The organism is Rhodococcus sp. NPDC127593, assembly GCF_042671975.1.
Taxonomy (GTDB): Bacteria; Actinomycetota; Actinomycetes; order Mycobacteriales; family Mycobacteriaceae; genus Rhodococcus_F.
Genome location: NZ_JBHXWI010000054.1, coordinates 36,891 through 56,670, shown reverse-complemented (window position 1 = coordinate 56,670; position 19,780 = coordinate 36,891). Strand labels below are relative to the sequence as shown.

18 protein-coding genes are annotated in these 19,780 nt (G+C 66.5%); 10 read left to right on the top strand and 8 right to left on the bottom strand.

The features are described 5' to 3' along the window. Positions 1 to 149: 149 nt before the first annotated feature. Positions 150 to 1,514 (top strand): hypothetical protein, encoded by a 1,365-nt coding sequence (locus ACFVJ3_RS37655; protein WP_378456895.1) that lies wholly within the window; start codon positions 150 to 152, stop codon positions 1,512 to 1,514. Continuing rightward, a complete protein-coding gene (locus ACFVJ3_RS37650; RefSeq protein WP_378456894.1) occupies positions 1,514 to 2,503 on the top strand; it encodes a glutamate ABC transporter substrate-binding protein in 990 nt (329 codons plus the stop codon). Before ACFVJ3_RS37655 ends, ACFVJ3_RS37650 begins: the two co-directional genes overlap by 1 nt. A gap of 148 nt (positions 2,504 to 2,651) precedes the next feature. Here the strand turns inward: ACFVJ3_RS37650 and ACFVJ3_RS37645 are convergent, their stop codons facing one another. From ACFVJ3_RS37645 to ACFVJ3_RS37630, 4 genes are all read right to left on the bottom strand, one after another. After that, on the bottom strand, positions 2,652 to 3,056 hold the full coding sequence (locus ACFVJ3_RS37645) for a hypothetical protein (protein ID WP_378456893.1): 405 nt from the start codon (positions 3,054 to 3,056) through the stop codon (positions 2,652 to 2,654). Positions 3,057 to 3,672: 616 nt separating this feature from the next. Next, positions 3,673 to 4,692: a zinc-dependent alcohol dehydrogenase family protein gene (locus ACFVJ3_RS37640; RefSeq protein WP_378456892.1), complete on the bottom strand. Its 1,020-nt coding sequence runs from the start codon at positions 4,690 to 4,692 to the stop codon at positions 3,673 to 3,675. Positions 4,693 to 5,109: 417 nt separating this feature from the next. Continuing rightward, positions 5,110 to 5,868 carry a haloacid dehalogenase type II gene (locus ACFVJ3_RS37635; protein WP_378456891.1) on the bottom strand — a complete coding sequence of 253 codons (759 nt, stop codon included), beginning with the start codon at positions 5,866 to 5,868 and terminating at the stop codon, positions 5,110 to 5,112. A 100-nt stretch (positions 5,869 to 5,968) separates the two neighbouring features. Then, positions 5,969 to 6,193, bottom strand: coding sequence for an RGCVC family protein (locus ACFVJ3_RS37630; RefSeq protein ID WP_378456890.1), 225 nt, complete (start codon positions 6,191 to 6,193; stop codon positions 5,969 to 5,971). A 376-nt stretch (positions 6,194 to 6,569) separates the two neighbouring features. On the opposite strand from ACFVJ3_RS37630, the gene ACFVJ3_RS37625 reads away from it, so the two are divergent. After that, positions 6,570 to 7,439 carry a hypothetical protein gene (locus tag ACFVJ3_RS37625; protein ID WP_378456889.1) on the top strand — a complete coding sequence of 290 codons (870 nt, stop codon included), beginning with the start codon at positions 6,570 to 6,572 and terminating at the stop codon, positions 7,437 to 7,439. A gap of 217 nt (positions 7,440 to 7,656) precedes the next feature. After that, positions 7,657 to 8,049: an NUDIX domain-containing protein gene (locus tag ACFVJ3_RS37620; protein WP_378456888.1), complete on the top strand. Its 393-nt coding sequence runs from the start codon at positions 7,657 to 7,659 to the stop codon at positions 8,047 to 8,049. 11 nt (positions 8,050 to 8,060) lie between these two features. Here the strand turns inward: ACFVJ3_RS37620 and ACFVJ3_RS37615 are convergent, their stop codons facing one another. After that, positions 8,061 to 9,143, bottom strand: a complete 1,083-nt coding sequence (locus tag ACFVJ3_RS37615; protein WP_378456887.1) for an aldo/keto reductase — start codon at positions 9,141 to 9,143, stop codon at positions 8,061 to 8,063. Positions 9,144 to 9,293: 150 nt separating this feature from the next. Between ACFVJ3_RS37615 and ACFVJ3_RS37610 the strand changes: the two genes are divergently transcribed. Then, positions 9,294 to 10,217 (top strand): AraC family transcriptional regulator N-terminal domain-containing protein, encoded by a 924-nt coding sequence (locus tag ACFVJ3_RS37610; RefSeq protein WP_378456886.1) that lies wholly within the window; start codon positions 9,294 to 9,296, stop codon positions 10,215 to 10,217. 145 nt (positions 10,218 to 10,362) lie between these two features. Next, positions 10,363 to 11,259 carry an SDR family oxidoreductase gene (locus ACFVJ3_RS37605; protein WP_378456885.1) on the top strand — a complete coding sequence of 299 codons (897 nt, stop codon included), beginning with the start codon at positions 10,363 to 10,365 and terminating at the stop codon, positions 11,257 to 11,259. Between the two features lie 18 nt (positions 11,260 to 11,277). Here the strand turns inward: ACFVJ3_RS37605 and ACFVJ3_RS37600 are convergent, their stop codons facing one another. After that, on the bottom strand, positions 11,278 to 12,021 hold the full coding sequence (locus ACFVJ3_RS37600) for a Clp protease N-terminal domain-containing protein (RefSeq protein ID WP_378456884.1): 744 nt from the start codon (positions 12,019 to 12,021) through the stop codon (positions 11,278 to 11,280). Between the two features lie 130 nt (positions 12,022 to 12,151). On the opposite strand from ACFVJ3_RS37600, the gene ACFVJ3_RS37595 reads away from it, so the two are divergent. From ACFVJ3_RS37595 to ACFVJ3_RS37580, 4 genes are all read left to right on the top strand, one after another. Then, the gene (locus tag ACFVJ3_RS37595) at positions 12,152 to 12,514 is read left to right on the top strand and encodes a PadR family transcriptional regulator (protein WP_005246523.1); all 363 of its coding nucleotides are present in this window, start codon (positions 12,152 to 12,154) and stop codon (positions 12,512 to 12,514) included. Further along, on the top strand, positions 12,514 to 13,860 hold the full coding sequence (locus tag ACFVJ3_RS37590; RefSeq protein ID WP_378456883.1) for a permease prefix domain 1-containing protein: 1,347 nt from the start codon (positions 12,514 to 12,516) through the stop codon (positions 13,858 to 13,860). Before ACFVJ3_RS37595 ends, ACFVJ3_RS37590 begins: the two co-directional genes overlap by 1 nt. Before the next feature lie 23 nt (positions 13,861 to 13,883). Then, the gene (locus ACFVJ3_RS37585) at positions 13,884 to 14,597 is read left to right on the top strand and encodes a TIGR02206 family membrane protein (RefSeq protein ID WP_378456882.1); all 714 of its coding nucleotides are present in this window, start codon (positions 13,884 to 13,886) and stop codon (positions 14,595 to 14,597) included. A 99-nt stretch (positions 14,598 to 14,696) separates the two neighbouring features. After that, positions 14,697 to 15,686: a rod shape-determining protein gene (locus tag ACFVJ3_RS37580; protein ID WP_378456881.1), complete on the top strand. Its 990-nt coding sequence runs from the start codon at positions 14,697 to 14,699 to the stop codon at positions 15,684 to 15,686. On the opposite strand, the gene ACFVJ3_RS37575 is transcribed toward ACFVJ3_RS37580, so the two are convergent. Both ACFVJ3_RS37575 and ACFVJ3_RS37570 read right to left on the bottom strand, forming a co-directional pair. Next, the gene (locus ACFVJ3_RS37575; protein WP_378456880.1) at positions 15,687 to 18,530 is read right to left on the bottom strand and encodes an FtsW/RodA/SpoVE family cell cycle protein; all 2,844 of its coding nucleotides are present in this window, start codon (positions 18,528 to 18,530) and stop codon (positions 15,687 to 15,689) included. A gap of 20 nt (positions 18,531 to 18,550) precedes the next feature. Next, positions 18,551 to 19,780: a hypothetical protein gene (locus ACFVJ3_RS37570; protein WP_378456879.1), complete on the bottom strand. Its 1,230-nt coding sequence runs from the start codon at positions 19,778 to 19,780 to the stop codon at positions 18,551 to 18,553.

Genomic DNA, 19,780 nt, shown 5'->3' with positions numbered 1-19,780 from the left:
GCCTGCCTTCATGAGCCGAGGACCTCCAGCCTGATCGTGCCCAGTCTGGAGGTACCCACGGGCGAGGCCCGCTACTCGTGTGCGTCGATGCTTTCGGTGTTTTCCGACCGTGATCGGCGCACACTGAGTGCAGGGATGAGGAGGAGAGGGTGTTCCACCAGGACCACGGCGCCGTATCCAGCGGAGATCGTGATACTTCGCCGGCCGACGAGCATCTTCTGAACGAATCCCTGCTCGTCGAACCCGAGGTCCGCCGTCGCCCCTGGCGCGAATTCCTCGCGTCGACGCCCGGACGCCTGTCCCTCCTCGCCGCCGTCCTCGTCGCGGTGGCGCTGACGGCCGGTCTCGTGACGTCTGCCGTCGTCGCCGCGCGGCAACAGCGCATGGAAACCCTTCGCGCCCACACCGAACCGCTGGCGGACGACGCGCAGAATCTGTTCAGCTCGTTGTCGATCGCCGATGCGGCAGCGACGTCGTCGTTCATCGCGGGTGCCATCGAGCCGCTGGCGGTGCGCGACCGGTACAACCAGGCGATCGGCGACGCGTCGAATGCACTCGTCACCGCGTCGTACGGCGTCACCTCCGGCGACGTGGAATCGCTGCGACTGCTCACCGAGATGTCGCGGCACGTCGCCGTGTACACGGACCTGGTGGCGACGGCACGGTCCAACGACTCTGCGGGAAATCCGGTCGGGGTGGCGTATCTCGGAACCGCTTCAGCTCTGATGCAGGACACCATCCTGCCCTTGGCCGAACGCCTCTACAACGACCAGGCCCGCGCCGTCGCCGACACGCAGTCCCACACTGCCCGACTGCCCGCCACCGCCATAGTGGTCGCGTCTGCCGGGGTCGTCGTGCTCGCCGTCGCGCACGCGTACGTGGCGCATCGAAGCCGCCGCCGGGTCAATCCCGGCCTCGCGTGCGCGACGGTCCTGCTGGCTGCTCTCGTCGTATGGATCGTGGTCGCCGGGCTGTTGTCGACGTCGGCGAGCGAACGCGCACGGATCGACGGCGCCGAACCCCTCGCGGCGGTCACGAAGGCGAGGATCCTCGCCCAGCAGGCCCGCGCCGACGAGACGCTCGGACTGCTCCGGCCGGGTTTCGATCCGGCGGGGAGCGACTACGCCCGGCACACGGACGCACTGACCGCGATTCTGAATTCGGACGCGTCGCGGAACACCGTCGTCGCACCGACGATCGACGATGCGTCCGCCGCGTTCGACGGATGGCTGAGCGCGCACCGGGATCTGCAGCAGAAGCTCGCAGACGGCGACTACCAGGGTGCGGCGGACGTCGCCGTCGGTCCGGGATCGACGGCATCGACGGCCCAGTTCCGGGCCCTCGACGAATCGCTCGAAGACGCGATCACCGCTCTGCGCACCGAGGAACTCGACGCGATGCGGGAGTCGTACCGCACGATGGTGGCGCTCGCCGTGGGCGGCATCGTGCTCGCCGTTTCCGCAGCGCTCGCCGTCGTCGCGGGGATCGAGCCCAGAGTGAGTGAGTACCACTGATGGTGCGACGACACCCGCAACGGCGACCGCGCTCCGCCCGGCTGCTCGGCAGCCTCGCGTTCGGAGCTGTCCTGCTTGCCGGCTGCGGCGCCCCCGATGCACCCACCCCGAGATTCTCCGGGGATTTCACGGAGTTCCCCCTGTCGGCAGGCGCCCAGCTCATCGCACCATCCGAAGCGCCGCCACCGGCCACGGAGCCGTCGGCATGTGCAGCACAGGCCAGCCTCCGTCCGGGGACTCCGAGCCTCGGCGGCACTCTCGGCGATATCCGTGCCCGCGGCACGGTAGTCGTCGCGGTCGACCAGAACACCAACCTGTTCAGTTTCCGTGACCCGACCACCGGCACCCTCACCGGATTCGGTGTCGACCTCGCGCGGGAGGTCGCACGTGATCTGCTCGGCGATCCCGCCAAGGTCGAGTTCCGGCCGCTCGGAAACGATGACGGCGCCGAGATGCTCGCCCACGGCGACGCGGACATGGTCGTGCGTCCGGTGGCCCTCCCCTGTGACGGTCCCCAGGACTTGGCGTTCTCCACGGTGTATCTCGAGGCGTCCCGCCGGCTCGTGGTCCGGGACGGGTCGGGTATCTCCGGTCCGGCCGACCTTGCCCGGCGACGAGTCTGCACCCACCACGACCCGGCGTCGGTGGCGGCGCTGTCGCGTATCGCCCCCAAAGCCACGATCCTCGCAGTACCCGACTGGGACGACTGCCTCATGGCCATCCAGCAGCGGCAGGTCGACGCGGTCGCAGGCGCCGCGGTCCTCGCCGGCCTCGTCGCCCAGGATCCGAATCTCGAAATCGTCGGTCCCGAAACCGATTCCGCCCAGTACGGCATCGCCCTCGCTCCCGGAAACGACGACCTCGTCCGGTTCGTCAACGGCACATTGGAACGGCTGCGCACAGACGGAACCTGGACTGCCCTCTACGATCGGTGGCTGTCGTCGCTCGGCCCGGCACCCGGACCGCCGGCCCCGGAGTACCGGGACTGACGGACCCGGCCCTCCCCCCACGGAAAGGCCTCCTCGCGCTCAGATGGGCGCCCATGGGTCGTCCGGCGAGCGACGCCATTCAGTTGGGGCTTCGTCGACGGTGACGAAGTCGATCGAGTCCGTAGGCCATCGTCAATCGCCGCCCAATTCAGCTCGGATCGTCGTCAGCAACGGTCTTGGGAAGGCCGGTCCCCTTCGGGTCGAGCAGGGCGGAGGTGCGGGAACCCCATCGCTCGTGCGCGGACTGACGGGTCATCCCGGCGGCCTTGCCGATGGTTGCCCACGTCGCTCCCTGAAAGCGCAGGCCTAGAACGGTTTCGATGCCGTCCAGCCCGGCGGCGAGCTGTATGCGAAGACTCAGTAGATGCCAGGCCAGGGTGCGCTGGTCGGGAATGTCCGTGCCCTGCTCGGCGTCCCATTCCGCCGTGCCAGGAAGCGGCCCGGTGCCGATGATTTCGTCGGCGTGACGGCTTGCCTCGGCGGCCGCCGCCGTTATCACCGCGCGCGCAGCGGCGTCGATATCCGCACTGACGGCGCGTTCGACAAGTTCCATGCCAACCTCCCATATGTCAGGGATAGCCTGACAGGCGTTGACCGGAACGTCAAGGACTACCTGACACGAAGTGGGACACGCGACCGGACCTGACGTTGATATGGCTGCCTGCCGGGGCCAACACTTCCTCGCCGCGACGGGAGGACGCGCCCCCGGGTGCTCAGATCGATCTACTCGACAACCGAGAACAGATGGTCCTCAGCATCAAACTTGACGCGCCGAGCAGCGGCCTGGGGCTGGACGACTAGGCCCATCGCCGAACACGGCTACGGCAGCACTCAGGCCGCGCGGTTCCTGCTCCTCGCGAATCCGAACGATGTCGAAATCGCCGGCATCACGTCCTGGCGCGCCGGTATCGAGTTCGCGAGTGGCAAGGTGCCCAAGTTCGACTTCATCCCGACGTCCAACGCCCCGGCACGAATCACCAACGAGCGCATTGAGGGCGCGGTCCTACCCGCAACGGCTTGGACGTCACAGGCTCGCACGGCAAGGCGCTGCGCATCGAGTCGTACGTCGTTCGGGACCGGCGCGGTCCAGCAGAGGCAAGGTCGGCACGGACGGCATCGGCGATCTTCTCTTCGGCCGTCGGCGCGGGTTTGTCGGAAATATCTGCCTTCTACGGTTCGAATACCAGCAGCGGTTTGCCCCCGTGTGCGGGAGCTTCGGCCAAATACACGGCTTCGCTGAACTTTTCGACGGGGATCGACTGGCCCTCGGGCACGCGCAGCGCTCCGCTGTCGGCGAGCTGAAGTGTCCGGTCGATCGCTGCGGCCATCCGATCCTTCGGGGTCTCGGTGAACCAGCGGAACAGCCAGAACCCCCGAACGGTCTTGGTTTCGTAGATCAGTGAGCGCGCGGAGATGGGGATGGTGAGTTTGTCGGCATCGGTTTGGCGGTGCGTGGACAGCGCACCGTAGACGACCAGCTCACCGTGCGGTGCCAGCGCACGCGACACGTCCGCACCGACCTGACCGCTGACACAGTCGATCGCCTTGGACACGCCGTCGTGGCCGGCTATGCCGGCAATCCGTTCGCGCAGGTCCTCATCCTCCGTGCAGATCACCGCGGTGCCCCCCAATGCGAGGATGTCCTCGACAGCAGATCGACGGCGGACCACGTTGAGGGTCTTGAAGCCGACGTGCGCTCCGAGTTGGATGACCGACTGGCCCACGGTTGAACCGGCCGCCGTCTGCAGGAGCCATTCACCCGGTCGAACATCGAGTTCATCACCGGTCAAGATCACGGCGGTGAGCGGATTGGCGAGAATCTGGGCGGCCGTGGAATTGCTCATGCCGACGGGAACAGGCAAGATCCGCTCGGCATCGGCAACGACATACTCCTGCCACGTGCCCTTGACTCCGATCGTGATGACACGTTGCCCGACGGTCAGACCGTCTGCGCCGCTACCGAGTTCGTCGATCACACCGACGGATTCGATTCCGGGCACGGTGGGGAACTCCGGGATGAATCCGTATCTGCCGCGGATGGTATGCAGATCGCTGGCATGGACAGGTACAGCTGCCACCCGGATCCGGACCTCGCCGGGACCGGGCGCCGGAATCGGGCGGGTCTGCAGGTGCAGAACCTCGGATGGTTCGCCTAACGTGTCGGCAACGACAGACCGCATGGTTGTCATCTTCCTGACACTCCTTCGATCGGATCCAGATCTCACAGCTGTTCGGTGTGCATAGCGTCGGCCCCGCCCTTGACTGCGAAGATCAGGATCAGCGGGGCCCAATTCCAGCCGCACTAGCCCTAATGCTCCCACCACGGCGGGTTTGTTGGGGTCGAGACAATGACATTCGAACCATCGGAGTGCGACGAACAAGCTCGCACTTCCGCCGGCTCTCGCGTCGGAAGACGCCGTCGTCCTGTCCGAAGTCACGGACCGCGACAACCCGAACTGGGTCGACGACGAAGTTCTACCCGGCTACGCGGCACTCGACGGGTACACCGTGATGGCGCTCGGATTTCAAGGCAAGCAATTCCACCCCAGCCGCCTCGTCAGGCCACAGTCGGTGGCTGACGACTGGAATTTTCGGATCATGCCGAATCACCCTGTGGATCCCGCACGGAGCATCGCTGCGAGATGAATGATGTCGGTCGCTGAAATATCCCAGCTGCCCGTTGGCGCGAGATCATCGGTCTGGTGAGGTCCGTGTTCGACGGGCCGGAGAATGAATGCTGTGGCCAGTCCTGTGGCGTGAGCGGCGTCGAGGTCGTCGTTGTGTGCGGCGGCGAGCATGACTTCGCCCGGGTGAAGGCCTAGAAACTGTGCTGTTCGCAGGTACGCCTGGGGATCAGGTTTGTATTTTCGGTTGATGTCGGAGCCGATGATCACGTCCCACGGGATTCCGGCGTTCTTGGCCATGTCGAGCAGTAGTGAGGTATTGCCGTTCGAGAGCGGGCCGACGATGTAGTCGGTCTTGAGTGCCGTAAGACCCGGCACGCTGTCGGGCCAGGGGGTGAGCACATGCCAGGCCCGCGCGAGCTCGTCGAGCTCTCCGTCATCGTGATTCGCGGGGTCGATGCCCGATTCGCGGAGCGAAAAGTCAAGGTTCTCGCGATGCAAGATATCGAGAGTCACGAACTCGCGGGTACCGGAAAGGACGGCGTCCATGGACGGCTGGTAACGGGCGCGCCACCGGTCCGCGAATGCAACTGCGTCCACCTCGAGCTGATGGCGCGCCGCGAAGTCCGCGACAGCGGCGGCGATACCGGTGCGCCAGTCGACAACGGTGCCAAAGGTATCGAACAACACGGCGCGAACATTGCGTCCCGTCGACGGGGACCGGAACGGCACACCACCCATGGGCGTCCTTTCGACTCGAACGTACGACGTGGCACAACAATAGTGCCGTCATGCGAGGCCGTCGGCGAATCTAACGGACGCCCGTGAGTGAACATTCGCTTCAGTACCGGGAGTAGTGCTGTCCACTCACCTGTTCAGCGGCGCAGATGCACTTTCGATCGAGGCTTCGCTCCGAGGTCACGGCACAGAACCGAATCCCGAGCGCATCGTGGGAATCCACGCTGTGTGGGCATGCCGTGCACGACGCCGCCGATTCCAGCGCCGGCGCGGGGCTCGCTGACTCGGACGCGAGGAAATTTGACACATCAGTCGGGTTCGACGCCATGGCGGCGCTCCAGTTCTCGGCCCTTCAACTGCGGGCCGGTGTGGGCGCCGAGGACGACATGGCATGACCGCGCATATTCGAGTAACCCTCGACGTCCACTACGCTACTCCCCCACCGGCCGACCCCTGATTCCAGGACGGAACTGTGCTAAAGCTCTTCTGCATTCGTAATCGAGGCAGTCATAGGGCTTCTTCACTGTTGCACCCACGATATTCATCGGTGGCATCCGCCGGGTGGGATTGCCATTCTGTGTCCGCGTGGCACGCGGCGCGAGACAGCTCCCTGTGTCGGCGACTGATCAGCTGCCAACCGGCAAGTCGGCCGAAACCGAAATCGCACACTTCCTCCTCGGGCCGGTGGGTCCGACAATAGGGGCGTGAGTTCTCGACTTTCCGCCGCAGACTGGGCACTGAGTCAGGTCCACGCCGTGCGTGACGATCCTGCAGCCCGTCACGAGCTGATCGCCCGGACCTATCACGGTCCGATCGGCAACGCACCCCGGCACTTGCCGTTCCGCCGGGCGGCTTTGTCGTTCATGCGCTGGCAGCTCGGCCGCGGCGTGCTGGCGCCGCTCAGTGCGATGCCGCCCGGCAGTCCGTGGTGGCGAGCGGTCAACGAGCGGCTTCTGCGGGACGGCTGCGAGGCTGTCGCCCGGAGCGGCGGAATGGGAGGGACGCCGTCCTCGCACACGGTCGATCTGTGGATGCTGTTCGTTGCCGATCCGACCGCACGCACGTGGTATCGGGCCCACAATGCGAGCATCGCCTCCGCCTATCTGGACCATCGCGACCTTGCCTGCACCGAGAGCCGTCCAGAGCGATTCTTCCTCAACGTCGTACTGCTCCGCGTTCTCTATGCCCATGCCTTGGTCGCGGCGCCGCGTCTGGCGCTCGGGCGGCTCGCGCCCGCCGGCCCCCTTCTGGGAGATCCTCGTCTCTCGATGACCGGGATCTTCCTGTCCCTTTCACGGGTCCTCCCGGACCGATATCCCCTCGGGGACGACGTCGCGGCATACGTCGCCGCGGAGCACAACATCGGTGAGATGCTGGATTACGGCCTGATCGGGCCGCGGCTGCAGCAATTATACGAATGGTCAGCCGACGAACTCGACGAGCCGGGGCTACTCGACTGCATTTGCGACGGTAGCCCGACTTATGCCTGGTCCTACTCTGATCGCGAGGTATGGCATCCGGCGAGCCCGCCCGTCACGATTCGCGCGGTTCGGCGGATATTGCCGGCGAACTAGGGGGTCGATCTCGCTCCCGGCCGGCGCTGCCCGGTACCGCGCCCCGGCCGGATTCGGACCGGACGCGACGGAGCCGTTCGAGAAGTAAAGTGCTCCGATGACGGTGCATGAAGACGAAGTAGTGCTGCTCGACGAGGCAGGCGCCCAGGTCGGCACTGCGGCCGAAGCGACACGTCATCGACCTCGAGCGACAGGTCCTGGTCGGTAGGCGCGCACGGTGAAATCGACGTGGCCCGGAGTCTGGACCAACAGCTGTTCCGGTCGCCCCTGCCCCGGCGAGAAACTACCGGCAGCGGTAACGCGCCGCGTCGACGCGGAACTCGGAATCATCCCGGCCGACATCACACTGATACTCCCCGATTTCCGTTGCCGGACGATCACGAAGGCCGGCATCCGCGAGAACTCGATCTGCCCGGTCTACCGGGTCACCGTCCACACCCCGCTGGCCCACCCTGATCCGAACGAAGTGGAGATCCCCGCCTGGATTCCGCGGACGGCCCTCGTCGCACGGGCAGGTGACGATGCACGGTCGCTGACACCGTGTTGTCGAGACAAGTGCGGAAACTCCGCCTGCTGGGCGCCGACCCCCGTCGCTGGCAAAAGTACCTGAAAGTTGGGGCGTCAGTACCGGACGTCGCTCTGCAGCATCGGTGGATACACGGTGGACGATTCCCCGTCCACAGTGGTGCCCGCGAACTGGAGCATCGCCCGCTGCTCGCCGTGCATCGGCGCCGGGTAGTTCAATGTCGGCGCCGAGACCTCGTCGAGTGTGCGGAGGTGTTCGGGGCTGAGGGTCACATCCAGCCCGGCGACGTTGTCCGTGAGGTGTTCGACGCGCCGGGCGCCGAGGATGGGCACGACGGTCCCGGATCGGGCTCGCAGCCAGGCCAGCGCGATGGCAGCCGAGGTGGTCGCGAGATCGTCGGCGATTGCGGCGACGGCATCGATGACTACGAACTCGGCGTCGCTCGGACCGCCGACGAAGGCGGTGCGGGCGGAGTCGGTGACCTCTGCGCCGCGGCGATATTTGCCGGACAGGAATCCGTTCTTCAGTGGGCTCCACGGCACCAGCGCCATGCCCTGATCGAGTGCGAGGGGCGCGAGTTCACCCTCGACGGTGCGGGCGAGCAGGGAGTACTCGACCTGCATTGCAATCAGCGGTGTCCAGCCTCGCAACAGCGCCGTGGTCTGGGCCTGCGCGGTCACCCAAGCCGGGTTGTTCGAGATCCCGATGTAGCGGATCTTGCCGGCGCGGACCAGGTCGTCGAGGGTGCGCAGGGTTTCCTCGATCGGGGTGTGGCGGTCCCAGTTGTGCAGCCAGTACACGTCGACGTAGTCGGTGCGCAGGCGCCGGAGGGTCTCGTGGAGCTGGGCGATGATGGCCGCTCGGCCCGCACCGCCGCCGTTCGGGTCGCCGGGAAACAGGTTCGCGAAGAACTTCGAGGCCAGCACCACGCGCTCGCGGCGACCCCGCTGGGCGGCGAAGAAATCGCCGAGGATTTTCTCCGAATGGCCGTTGGTGTAGAAGTTGGCGGTGTCGATGAAGTTGCCGCCGAGGTCGAGGTAGGTGGCGAGGATCTTCTCGGATTCCTCGACGCTGCAGCCGGCGCCACCGGCGTCTTCGCCGAAGGTCATCGCACCGAGGGCGAACGGGCTGACCCGCAGTCCCGAGCGGCCGAGTGTGACGTACTGATCGAGTCGCATGATCTGCTCCTTGGGTATCGGAATGTGCACATCTATCGAAACGCGAACTGCAGTGGCGGCGGTAGATCGATCGCCGCCGGTCGTTGCACGATCCTCTCGATGTCGCCACGATCGGGTTGCCGGACTGCTACCCAGATGCTTTCGTGAGTTGTGCGCAACTCCCCCGACCTGCTGGACGAGATCCGCGGCAGCATCATGGTGCATGCCCGGCCGGATCTGCAGACGCCGATCGATGGGCTGTTGTTGTCGAAAGTGACGGCCGAGTCGGCGGCGCCGGAGTATTCGCTGACCGAACCGCTGCTGGTGATCATGACCCAAGGCGGCAAGCGGCTCCTGCTCGGCGACCGGGTCTACGAGTACCGGGCGGGGCAATGTCTTGTCGTCACCGCCACCTTGCCTGTCACCGGCCACTACATCGACATCAGCGAAGGCGCGCCGTCGTTGGCCATGGGACTGGTGCTGCGCCCGGCCGCCATCGCCGCACTGGTGCTGCAGGCCCCCACCGAACGGTGGTCCCGGGGCACCGCCGGCCTGCCGGCGATCGAGACCGGCGACGCAGACGACGATCTACTCGGCGCCGCGGCCCGGATGCTGCGACTGCTCGACCATCCCGCGGACGCGCCTGTGCTCGCCCCGCTGATCGAGCAGGAGATCCTCTGGCGGCTTCTCACCGGCCCACACGGGAGCACGACCCGCCAGATCGGGATGGCCGACAGCGACCTGTCGCATGTCAGCCGGGCGATCCACTGGATCCGCGACAACTACGCCGAGCCGATGCGGATCGACGACCTCGCACGCCTGTCCAGCATGAGTGCGTCGGCGTTTCACCGGCACTTTCGATCCGTCACGGCCATGAGCCCCTTGCAGTTCCAGAAACGTATTCGACTCCAACAAGCCCGCTCGATGCTGGTCGCCCACCCCGGTGATGTCGCGGGCGTCGGGCATCACGTCGGCTACGACAGCCCCTCACAGTTCAATCGCGAATACCGTCGCCTGTTCGGCGTCTCCCCCGGCAAAGACGCCCAAGGCCTCCGCACGAACACCGCACTATCGCACACCGGTCTCCTGCCCTGACCTGTCGACGAACACCCTTCAGTAGCGGATGCACCCGGTTTCCGGGTGCTCCCGAAGGGGTAAGCGTGGCGAAAGAACTTCGCTGATTCGACGAACATTTCAGTCCTGCTTGCCGATTCACAAGAAGGTGACGAAGGGTACGAGAATGGCCGACCAGTACGCCCGGCAGGATCCCACTACGCAGTACCCCGCTCCCGATCGCGAACACCAACCGGAGCTTCCGCACCCGGGACTGACCTCCGACATGGTGACCGCGCCGGATCACGGCGAGAAGTCCTACCGCGGAAGCGGCCGCCTCGACGGTCGCCGCGCCCTGATCACCGGAGCGGATTCGGGCATCGGACGAGCGGTGGCGATCGCGTTTGCTCGCGAGGGTGCCGATGTCGTGATCAGTTGCCTGGACGCCGAGGATTCGGATGCACGGGAGACTGTGCGACTGGTGGAAGAGGCCGGACGGCGAGGCGTCGTCGCGACCGGCGACATCACGTCGGAGGACCACTGTCAGACTCTCGTGGACCTTACGGTCCATGAACTCGGCGGTCTCGACGTTCTCGTGAACAACGCGGCCTTTCAGATGGTGCAGACGGGTGGTATCGCCGACATCACCACCGAGCAGTTCGACCGCGTCCTGCGCACCAACCTCTACGCGCTGTTCTGGTTGTGCAAGAAGTCCATCGCGGTCATGGAACCTGGATCGACGATCGTGAACACCTCGTCGATCCAGGGCATGAATCCGTCTCCCGGGCTTCTCGACTACGCCACCACGAAGGCAGGAATCATCGATTTCACCAAGGGATTGGCGGCCGATGTGGCGAAACGGGGAATCCGAGTCAATGCCGTTGCACCGGGGCCCATCTGGACGCCGTTGATCCCCGCGACGATGCCCGCCGACGGTTATCGGCAATTCGGAGACGACGTGCCTCTGGGCAGGCCCGGCCAGCCGGCCGAACTGGCACCCCCGTACGTATTCCTCGCATCGAACGAATCCAGCTACATCACCGGAGAAGTACTCGGCGTCACCGGCGGGACGCCCTTCACCTGAACACCGCAGAGGGCGAGGTCACTCCTTCTCGCGGGCGGCGACGATGGCCGCGAGGTCGGCGGCGATGCTCTCTTCGGCGGCAGCTTTGTCGACACCCAGTCCGGTGAGCACACCGACGCCGTCCTCGACCTCGAGCAGGGCCAGCAGGATGTGCTCGGTGCCGATGTAGTTGTGCCCCAGACGAAGTGCCTCACGAAACGTCAGCTCGAGTGCCTTGCGCGACTGAGCGTCGAAGGGGACGAGTGCGGGCACGTCCTCGGCGGCGGGGGGCAGCGTCGCGGTCGCGGCGTGCCGGACCGAATCCAGTTTTACGCCCTGCGCGGCGATCGCCCGGGCGCCGAGCCCTTCGGGATCGGCCAGGAGTCCGAGGACGAGGTGCTGGGGCAGGATCTCGGCATTGTGTGCGGCCTTGGCCTCGTTCTGAGCGCCCACCACCACCTGTCGTGCGCGCGGAGTGAAGCGGCTGAATCCCTGATTCGGATCGAGGTCGGAGGCCTGCCCGGGGTCCTTGGGGACGAACCGCTTCTGGGCGGCCTGCTTGGTGACGCCCATGCTCTTGCCGATCTCGGTCCACGAGGCCCCCGAGCGGCGTGCCTGGTCGACGAAGTGGCCGATGAGATGGTCGGCCAGTTCACCGAGATGTTCCGCGGCGAGGACCGCGTCGGTGAGTTGCTCGAGCGGGGCTTCGGCGTGCACCTTCTTGATCGCGTCGATGAGCTCGTCGAGCCGGATGGGTGGGGTCGCACGGTCTGAATTCTCCATGCGTCAACTCTAAGTTGACGCACGGTTAGCGTCAACCCCAGGTTGTCGCTGTCGGCGTCCGTCAGCCGCCCACCGACCTGCGGCCAGATCTGCTACTTTGATGACTAGTAGATCTAGGGATAGGGGTTCTATGCATATCGAGAAGGATCTGGTGGCGGCTTCGGCCACTCCCCTCGTCCTCGGAATTCTTGCGGAAGGTGAGTCCTACGGGTATGCCATCTTGAAGCGAGTGAACGACTTGTCCGGCGGACGGATTCAGTGGACCGACGGAATGTTGTACCCCCTTCTCCATCGCCTGGAAAGGTTGGAATACGTGTCGGCGTCGTGGGGAGCCTCCGACAGCGGGCGAAGGCGCAAGCACTACACGATCACCGCTGCGGGCAGGGAGATGCTCGCGGAACGGCGCGCCCAATGGGACGTCGTCGCGGATGCGCTGAGCCAGGTGTGGCGCTCCGTCCAGCTGCCCCCAGCCTCCGCCGAAGGATGGTCGTGATGGATACCGACAAGGAACTGGAATCGCAGATCGGTCAGTGGCGGGGCTACGTCGAGCGCCGTCACGCGATATCCGCCGCCGACACGGACGAGATGGAAGACCATCTACGCGATCAAATTTCGGATCTGTCCGCCGCCGGGCTGAGGGCCGACGAGGCATTCCTGGTCGCGGTCAAACGAATGGGCAACGTCGACGACATCTCCCGCGAGTTTGCGCGCGAGCACTCCGATCGGCTGTGGAAGCAACTCGTCCTGGTGCCGGCCGCGTCGGATGGCGATGGCACTCGCCCCACACGTGAGCTGTTCGTCGTTCTCGGGCTCGCCGTGGGCGCGGCACTTTCGGTCAAGGCCGGCGTGGCGACACTCGACGAGCAGGACCTCGCGCGCAACGTCAGTCTGTTCGTCCTTCCGTTCCTCGCCGGATACTTCGCCTGGAAGCGACAGGTGACGCCTCGCCTCGCCGCGGTACTGCTGGTGCCGTTCGCTCTCGCGGCGATTCTGCTGAACGTCTTCCCGTTCGCATCGAACGGCTCCACCGAGGTGATCGCCGCGATCCACGCACCGATCGCGCTATGGTTCGCCGTCGGCCTCGCGTATTCCGGGGGTCAGTGGCGATCGGACCGGCGGCGGATGGACTTCATCCGATTCACCGGCGAGTGGGTCGTCTACCTGACCCTCCTCGCCCTCGGCGGCGGCGTCCTCATCGGCCTGACGGTCGGCGCGTTCAACGCGCTCGGCCTGAATGTCGAGTGGTTCATCGAGGACTGGGTGCTGCCGTTCGGCGCGGCCGGCGCGGTCATCGTCGCCGCATGGCTCGTGGAGGCGAAACAGAATGTGGTGGAGAACATCGCCCCGGTCCTCACCCGCGTGTTCACCCCACTGACGACTCTCATGCTGCTGGTGCTGCTCACAGCATTCGCGACGACCGGCAGCGTCGTCGACGTCGACCGAAACCTGTTGATCCTGATGGATCTCATCCTCGTGGTCGTCCTCGGTTTGCTGTTGTACGCGATTTCCGCCCGCGACCCCTACCTGCCACCCGACCTGTTCGACCGCCTCCAATTCGTCCTCGTCGTCAGTGCCCTCGCGGTCGACCTGCTGATGCTGTTCGCCATGCTCACTCGAATCGCGGAATTCGGATTCACCCCGAACAAGGTGGCGGCCCTCGGAATGAACCTGGTCCTCCTCGTCAACCTGACTTGGTCGGCCCATCTCGTCCTCGGGTTCCTCCGCGGCCGCCGCGGATTCAGCTCCACCGAACGCTGGCAGACCCGTTACCTCCCCGTCTTCGGCGTGTGGGCGGCCTTGATGGTCGGCGTTCTCCCACCGGTTTTCGACTTCGTCTGACCACACTGCGGAGCTGATCCAGATTGTTCTCTTCGCAAAGGGAATTCACGGCGTACGGCCCGTCGTACTGGGCCATGATCGCGCTGTTCGCCGTCGGGGCCGCGATTCTGGTCTGGCTCGGACGAAGGCAGACCGAATCGCAGGCCCGGCGCCTGGGCCGCGTCCTTGCGGTGCTGACTGCCGCGATATACGGCGCGACGCTGGTCCATTTCTCGATTCCGCCCACGATCGGCGGTTCGGTACCGCTGCGCCTCACCGATCTCGCGACCGTGGCGGCGGCCTGTGCGCTGTGGTCCCGGGCGCAGTGGGCCTACGCGCTCACGTACTACTGGGGACTCGTGCTGAGCACCCAGGCGTTGATCTCGCCTGTTCTGACCGGTCCGGACTTCCCCCACTACCAGTTCCTCGCGTTCTGGGCGATTCACCTGCTCGTGGTCTGGGCGGCCATCTATCTGACGTGGGGTCGAGGGATGCGGCCCCGGTGGCGCAGCTACCGGTTCACGGTCCTGGTCACGGTCGTCTGGGCGGCAGCGACCTTCACGTTCAACCGCGTCGCCGGAACCAACTACGGCTTCCTCAACAGAAAGCCCGCCACCGCGACCCTTCTGGACGTTCTGGGTCCCTGGCCGGTGTACCTGCTGACCGCGACGACGCTGATTCTCGTCGTGTGGGCCCTGATGACCTGGCCGTGGGAGCGGGCACGACGGCGCACCGAGGAAGACCCCCGGCCCTCCTGACCATTTCCGGGAATCTTTGGTATCACGCGATATCTTCCGAACGACGCTGCCGCTGCGTAACATCAGGATCATCTCGCTGGAATCCCTCTGGAGGCCGACGTGGGTGGACTTGGTATCGATCTCGGAACTGCCAACACTGTCGTCGGAACTCCCGACGACGGCATCGTACTGAACGAGCCGTCGTTCATGCTGGTTCGAACGAAGGATCCGCACCGTGCTCTCGCGATCGGCACGGAGGCGCGAAGTCTCGTCGGCCGCACTCCAATCGGAATCACGCCGGTTCGACCGATGCGGGACGGGGTGATCGTGGACCTGGAGTCGGCGCGGGCATTCGTCACGGCCGTCATCAAACGGGTCTCCGCCGCCAGGCGATACGGTCTGCGGCCCAAGGCCGTCATCTCGGTCCCCGCGGGCGCAACCCCGTTGGAACGTCGGGCGTTGCTCGAGGTCGGCCACGAGGCCGGCCTGCGGAAAGTGGGGTTGGTACCGGAGCCGGTGGCAGGTGCGCTCGGTTGCGGAATCAACCCGATGGAACCACGCGCACACCTCGTCGTCGATATCGGCGGCGGCACTTCGGAAGTCACCGCCATCTGTTTCGGTGGCATTCTCTCTCACCGCAGTTGCCGCGTCGCGGGCGACGAATTGACGAACGCGCTGTACCAGTACCTGAGGGCAGAGCACAAGATCGTCGTCGGCGTGCTCACCGCCGAGCGCGCCAAGCTGGGTGAACCGGACACCGCCGAGGGGCAGTCGCTCGTCGTCGAGGGCCGCGACGTCGTGACCGGCCGCGCACGCCTGGTGACACTCGAGACCGAAGAGATCGTGGAGGCGTTGCGGCCGACGACAACCGGAATCGTGCAGACATTGACGGAATGCCTGGACGACCTCCCCGCCCAAGCGATCGGTGACGTGATGTCGGAGGGGCTGCTGGTCATCGGTGGCGGGGCGTTGCTACGCGGGCTGTCCCAGCTACTCGAAGAGTCCTTCGGGTTCCCGGTGAAGACCGCCGAGCGCCCGCTCACCTGCGTCGCCGAGGGCGCTACGGCTTGTCTGGCGCACCCTGAGGTGGTTGCCGCCTACAGCGCCTGATCACCGAATCGGCGTCACGACGGGCGGTCGCGGAAAGTAGTGCTCGAGGAGTTTCTTCACCACGGGCCCCGCCGTCGCCGATCCGAAGCCGCCGCCGCGGATCAGCACCGACACCTGGATCTGGGGGTCGTCGAAAGGCGCGACCGCGGAGAACCAGGCGTTGAGTCCTTCCCCGGGCGCCGACGGATCCTCCGCCGTACCGGTCTTGGCACCGGCCGGTACGGGCAGGTCCGCGAGTTGCCCGGCGGTCCCTGCCGACGCGGACGCCCGCATCCCTGCCCGGACTGGACCGAGCAGGTCGGCGAAGGGTAGACGCTGCGGCGCCGCTGTCGGTATGGGCACCGAGTCCGACCCGTACGCCGCCGCGAGCTGGGGCGTCACCATCGCGCCGGTGGCGATGCCCGACGTCCAGCGCGCCACCTGTATCGGGGTCGCGCTGACGGTGCCCTGTCCGATACCCATCAACAGCGTCGACCCGGGATACCAGGTGGCCCCGATGCTTCCGACGTTCTCCGGGGTGCCGAGAAATCCTTCGGCCTCGCCCGGCAGGTCTATGCCGGAACGCCGGCCGACGCCGAGTTGATCCGCGACGTCCGCCATCTTCTCCGGACCCAGGAGTTCACCGAGCTTGTAGAAGTAGACGTTGTCCGACCACTGGATCGCCTGGAGCAGATTGTGCGGGCCCATCGGTTGCCAGTTCCGGAAGGTGTGGCCGCCGTAGGTGTAGGCGGCGCCGGTGTCGATCACCGCGTCCGGCGACAGCACCGGGTATTGGGCATTCGTCGCCGCGACGACGATCTTGAACGTGGAGCCGGGCGGGACCGCGGTCTGGGTGGCGTTGTTGACCAACGGGCTCGGCCCCGGGGTCTGGCTCTGCGCCGCGAGGGCGACGAGGTCGGCCGGAGGTCCGTAGACGTTGTTGTCGGCCCCCGGGACACTGGCGAGGGCCAGCACGGCTCCCGTCCGCGCGTCCATCACGACGGCGGCACCGAGGTCGCCCTTGCTGGTTCGCATCGCCTCCACGAGCGCGTCGGTGGCCAGGTTCTGCACGCCGATGTCGAGGTGCAAGCGCAGATCGTGGCCCCGTATCGGATCCACGCGTTCGCCGGTCGCCACCGGCTGTCCGGACGGATCGACATACATGCACTGTTTGCCGTCGCCGCCGCGGAGCAGAGCGTCGTACTGCTTCTCGAGTCCCGCCTTGCCGACGCGTGACCCGAGCGCGAGATGCGGCCAGCGTTCCATATCGTCGGCGTCGGCGACCCCGACGTGTCCGAGGACGGAGGCGAGCACGGCACCGTAGGGGTACTGCCTGCGGCCGGTAGGCACCACGAGGACACCGGGAAGTCGCGCGTCCACGATGCGCCGAGCCTGGTCGGGCGCGACTCGGCCGACTTCCACCTGCGACTCGCCCTCGCCACCGGCATCGATCAGGGCCGCGACCTCGTCGGGCGACCGGGCGAGCAGCGCGGCCAACCGTTTCCGAGCGTCGTCGTCGTGCTCGTCGAACATCCGGGCGACCACCGCAACGGCGTACTCGGCCACGTTCACCGCCAAGGGAACACCGTTGCGGTCGAGGATCAGTCCGCGCTCTGCGGGCAGGCGGATGCACCGCATCATCTGCTGGTCGCTCATCGCCCGAAATTCCGCACCCCGGTCGTGTTGTAGCTGCCAGGCGAACACCGACATCGCGACGAGTGCCGCGGTCATCGTCACGGTGCCCGCGGACATTCCGCGTGGGCGGCGTCGCCGTCGCGGCTCGGCGGCCCACAGCGGTCGCCCGACGCCGTCTCGGCGCACCGCGAGCACCAGTCCGATGGCGACGAATCCGACGATGGCAGCGGTGCCCCCGTAGCTGAAGAGGGGAATCGGCATGCCGGTGTGGGGCAACAGCGACAGACTCTGACCGATCGACACCAGCGCGTGGATGCCGAACAACGCGCCGATTCCGGCCGCGACGAGTGCGGCCTCGCGAGTGCGCGCCGTTCGCGCGGAGAGTGCAGCCCGCCACACGATGACGGAAGTTGCCACCACGACAGCCAAGCCGGCGATCAAACCCCACCCGTACACCAGGCTGGCGAACGCCAGATCGTGCTCCGATTCGGGAAGATACTCGGCCCGCACCGCGTACATCGGGTCGCGCGCCAGCCCCCACAGGCCACCGCTGCCGATCGCGATGTTCGCTTGCAACTCGGCCCATCCCGCGCCGGCGGGGTCGGCGTTGCTCGACAGGAACACGTGGACCCGTTCGAGCTGGTAGGGGCGGAGGAAGAGCACCGCCAGCGGAAGCGACGCGATACCCAGCACGAACAGCGGAACCAGAGGCAGCAGCGGGACCCGGGCGAGGATGAGCATGAATCCCGCCGTCGCGACGAGGACGACGGCAGTCGACAGGTCGGGTTGCAGTGCAACGAGTGCCACGGGCACGCCCACGATCGCCAAGGTCGCGAGGAATCGTGCCAGGGTGAACCCACCCGCGAGCATGCTTGCGGGTACGAGAACGAGAGCGAGCTTGGCCAGCTCGGACGGCTGCACGGTGAATACGCCGAAGTCCAGCCAGCGCTGGGCGCCCTTGGTCGCGACCCCCGCGAGGGGCACAACCGCCAGCAACACCGTCGCCGTGGTGAACACTGCCCAACCGAAGGCCCGGAGATCACTCATCCGCAGGCGGGACACCACATACATGATGCCGAGACCGGCAACGGCGAAGAGCGTGTGGCGAACAGCATCTGCCGTCTTGCCTGTCGAGAGCAGATTCAGAAGGCCGAGCACGACGAGAACGATCGCCGCACCGACGATCCACGGGTCGGATTCATGCTTGTCGTCGTGCTTGCCGTCGTGCATCCCACCCCTCCCCCCGGCGCTCAGCAGCGAGCGTTCTCGGCGGGCACCAGCAGCGGCTCGGACGCGGCCGTCGCCGGGGCGCTGGTGAGTGCCGCGACGGCGAGCGCGGCGCCTGGCGGCAGATCTGTCCGGACGATGCCGTACACCTGTTGTGCCCCGGGCTGAACGGGCAGCGTCACGTCACCATTCGTCCGCACCTCGCCGGAACAGAGGTCGTACACGTTCACCCTCCAGGTCACGGCGCCGACAGCTGCTGCCGGATCGAGGCGAATGTCGACGCGGATCGCGCACGCTTGCCCGGGCCTGCACTCCCCGTTGGCGCGCGTGACCGTGACGAGGGTGATCGGGCCCGCGCTCCCGGGGGCACCGACGTCGACGGGCTGCGGCGCCCGGCCGACATCGGTCGTCGCCGGCGCGGGCTGATCAGCCGGGGGTTCCGGTGGAGGCGACACGGGCCGAATCTGATTCTGCTCCGCGGGATTCACGGGATTCAGGACGGCGTCCCATCCCCGGCGCAGCTCCGACCAGACCCGTGGAGCCATCCACGCTGCAGCGACGAGGATCAGGATCGCGATCAGGCCGAGGACTCCCTGCCGCCGAGACGGTCGTTTCCTCTTGCGATGCCACGGATTCCGGACCGGCGGGAACCAGCCTGACGGTGCGAGACTGGATCCGGCCGCCACATACGGCCAGTCCTGCACGCCCGTGGGCTCCTCCACCACCCGGCTGTCAGGACGCGGCTGTCCCGTGGTGGCCGCGACGAGCGCGGCAAGTTGGCAGCGCTTCCTTCTCTCCTCGGCCGGGTCGACGTCGGGTGCGATCGCTTGACGGACCCGTTGCACCAACGCATCCAGATCTGTTGTTTCGGCGAGCGATTCGTGCACCCGGTCGGCGAGTACCGAACCGCGACAGTTCGTCGCGATGGTTCGGAGAAGTTCGGCCACCTCCTCGCTCGTGTCTTGCCGGGACGCACAGCCCGCGAACTCGATCGTGAGCTGTCCACTGTCGGAGACCGTCACGTTCCGGAGGCGGAGTGGGTAGGGCCCCTCGCCGCGCGCCAGTTCGAGCTGACGGAGCGCATCCGCGACGAGTAGCGCAGCCTGCGATGGTGTCAACGCCGCCACCGCCAGGAGTCTTCCGAGCCCGACACCGCTGACACGTTCGTCGTGATCGATGTGTTCGGGCGGGTCGGATCGGGCATCGGCGGGTTCGGTTCTCCTCGCAAGGAGCCCTGTCACTGCTTCGATCAT

What these genes read in the sequence shown, in the direction of transcription:
- ACFVJ3_RS37650 (WP_378456894.1), top strand. Translation starts at nt 1,514, where the DNA reads ATGGTGCGACGACACCCGCAACGGCGACCGCGCTCCGCCCGGCTGCTC.
- ACFVJ3_RS37645 (WP_378456893.1), bottom strand. Translation starts at nt 3,056, where the DNA reads ATGGAACTTGTCGAACGCGCCGTCAGTGCGGATATCGACGCCGCTGCG.
- ACFVJ3_RS37640 (WP_378456892.1), bottom strand. Translation starts at nt 4,692, where the DNA reads ATGACAACCATGCGGTCTGTCGTTGCCGACACGTTAGGCGAACCATCC.
- ACFVJ3_RS37635 (WP_378456891.1), bottom strand. Translation starts at nt 5,868, where the DNA reads ATGGGTGGTGTGCCGTTCCGGTCCCCGTCGACGGGACGCAATGTTCGC.
- ACFVJ3_RS37630 (WP_378456890.1), bottom strand. Translation starts at nt 6,193, where the DNA reads ATGGCGTCGAACCCGACTGATGTGTCAAATTTCCTCGCGTCCGAGTCA.
- ACFVJ3_RS37615 (WP_378456887.1), bottom strand. Translation starts at nt 9,143, where the DNA reads ATGCGACTCGATCAGTACGTCACACTCGGCCGCTCGGGACTGCGGGTC.
- ACFVJ3_RS37605 (WP_378456885.1), top strand. Translation starts at nt 10,363, where the DNA reads ATGGCCGACCAGTACGCCCGGCAGGATCCCACTACGCAGTACCCCGCT.
- ACFVJ3_RS37600 (WP_378456884.1), bottom strand. Translation starts at nt 12,021, where the DNA reads ATGGAGAATTCAGACCGTGCGACCCCACCCATCCGGCTCGACGAGCTC.
- ACFVJ3_RS37595 (WP_005246523.1), top strand. Translation starts at nt 12,152, where the DNA reads ATGCATATCGAGAAGGATCTGGTGGCGGCTTCGGCCACTCCCCTCGTC.
- ACFVJ3_RS37590 (WP_378456883.1), top strand. Translation starts at nt 12,514, where the DNA reads ATGGATACCGACAAGGAACTGGAATCGCAGATCGGTCAGTGGCGGGGC.
- ACFVJ3_RS37575 (WP_378456880.1), bottom strand. Translation starts at nt 18,530, where the DNA reads ATGCACGACGGCAAGCACGACGACAAGCATGAATCCGACCCGTGGATC.
- ACFVJ3_RS37570 (WP_378456879.1), bottom strand. Translation starts at nt 19,780, where the DNA reads ATGATCGAAGCAGTGACAGGGCTCCTTGCGAGGAGAACCGAACCCGCC.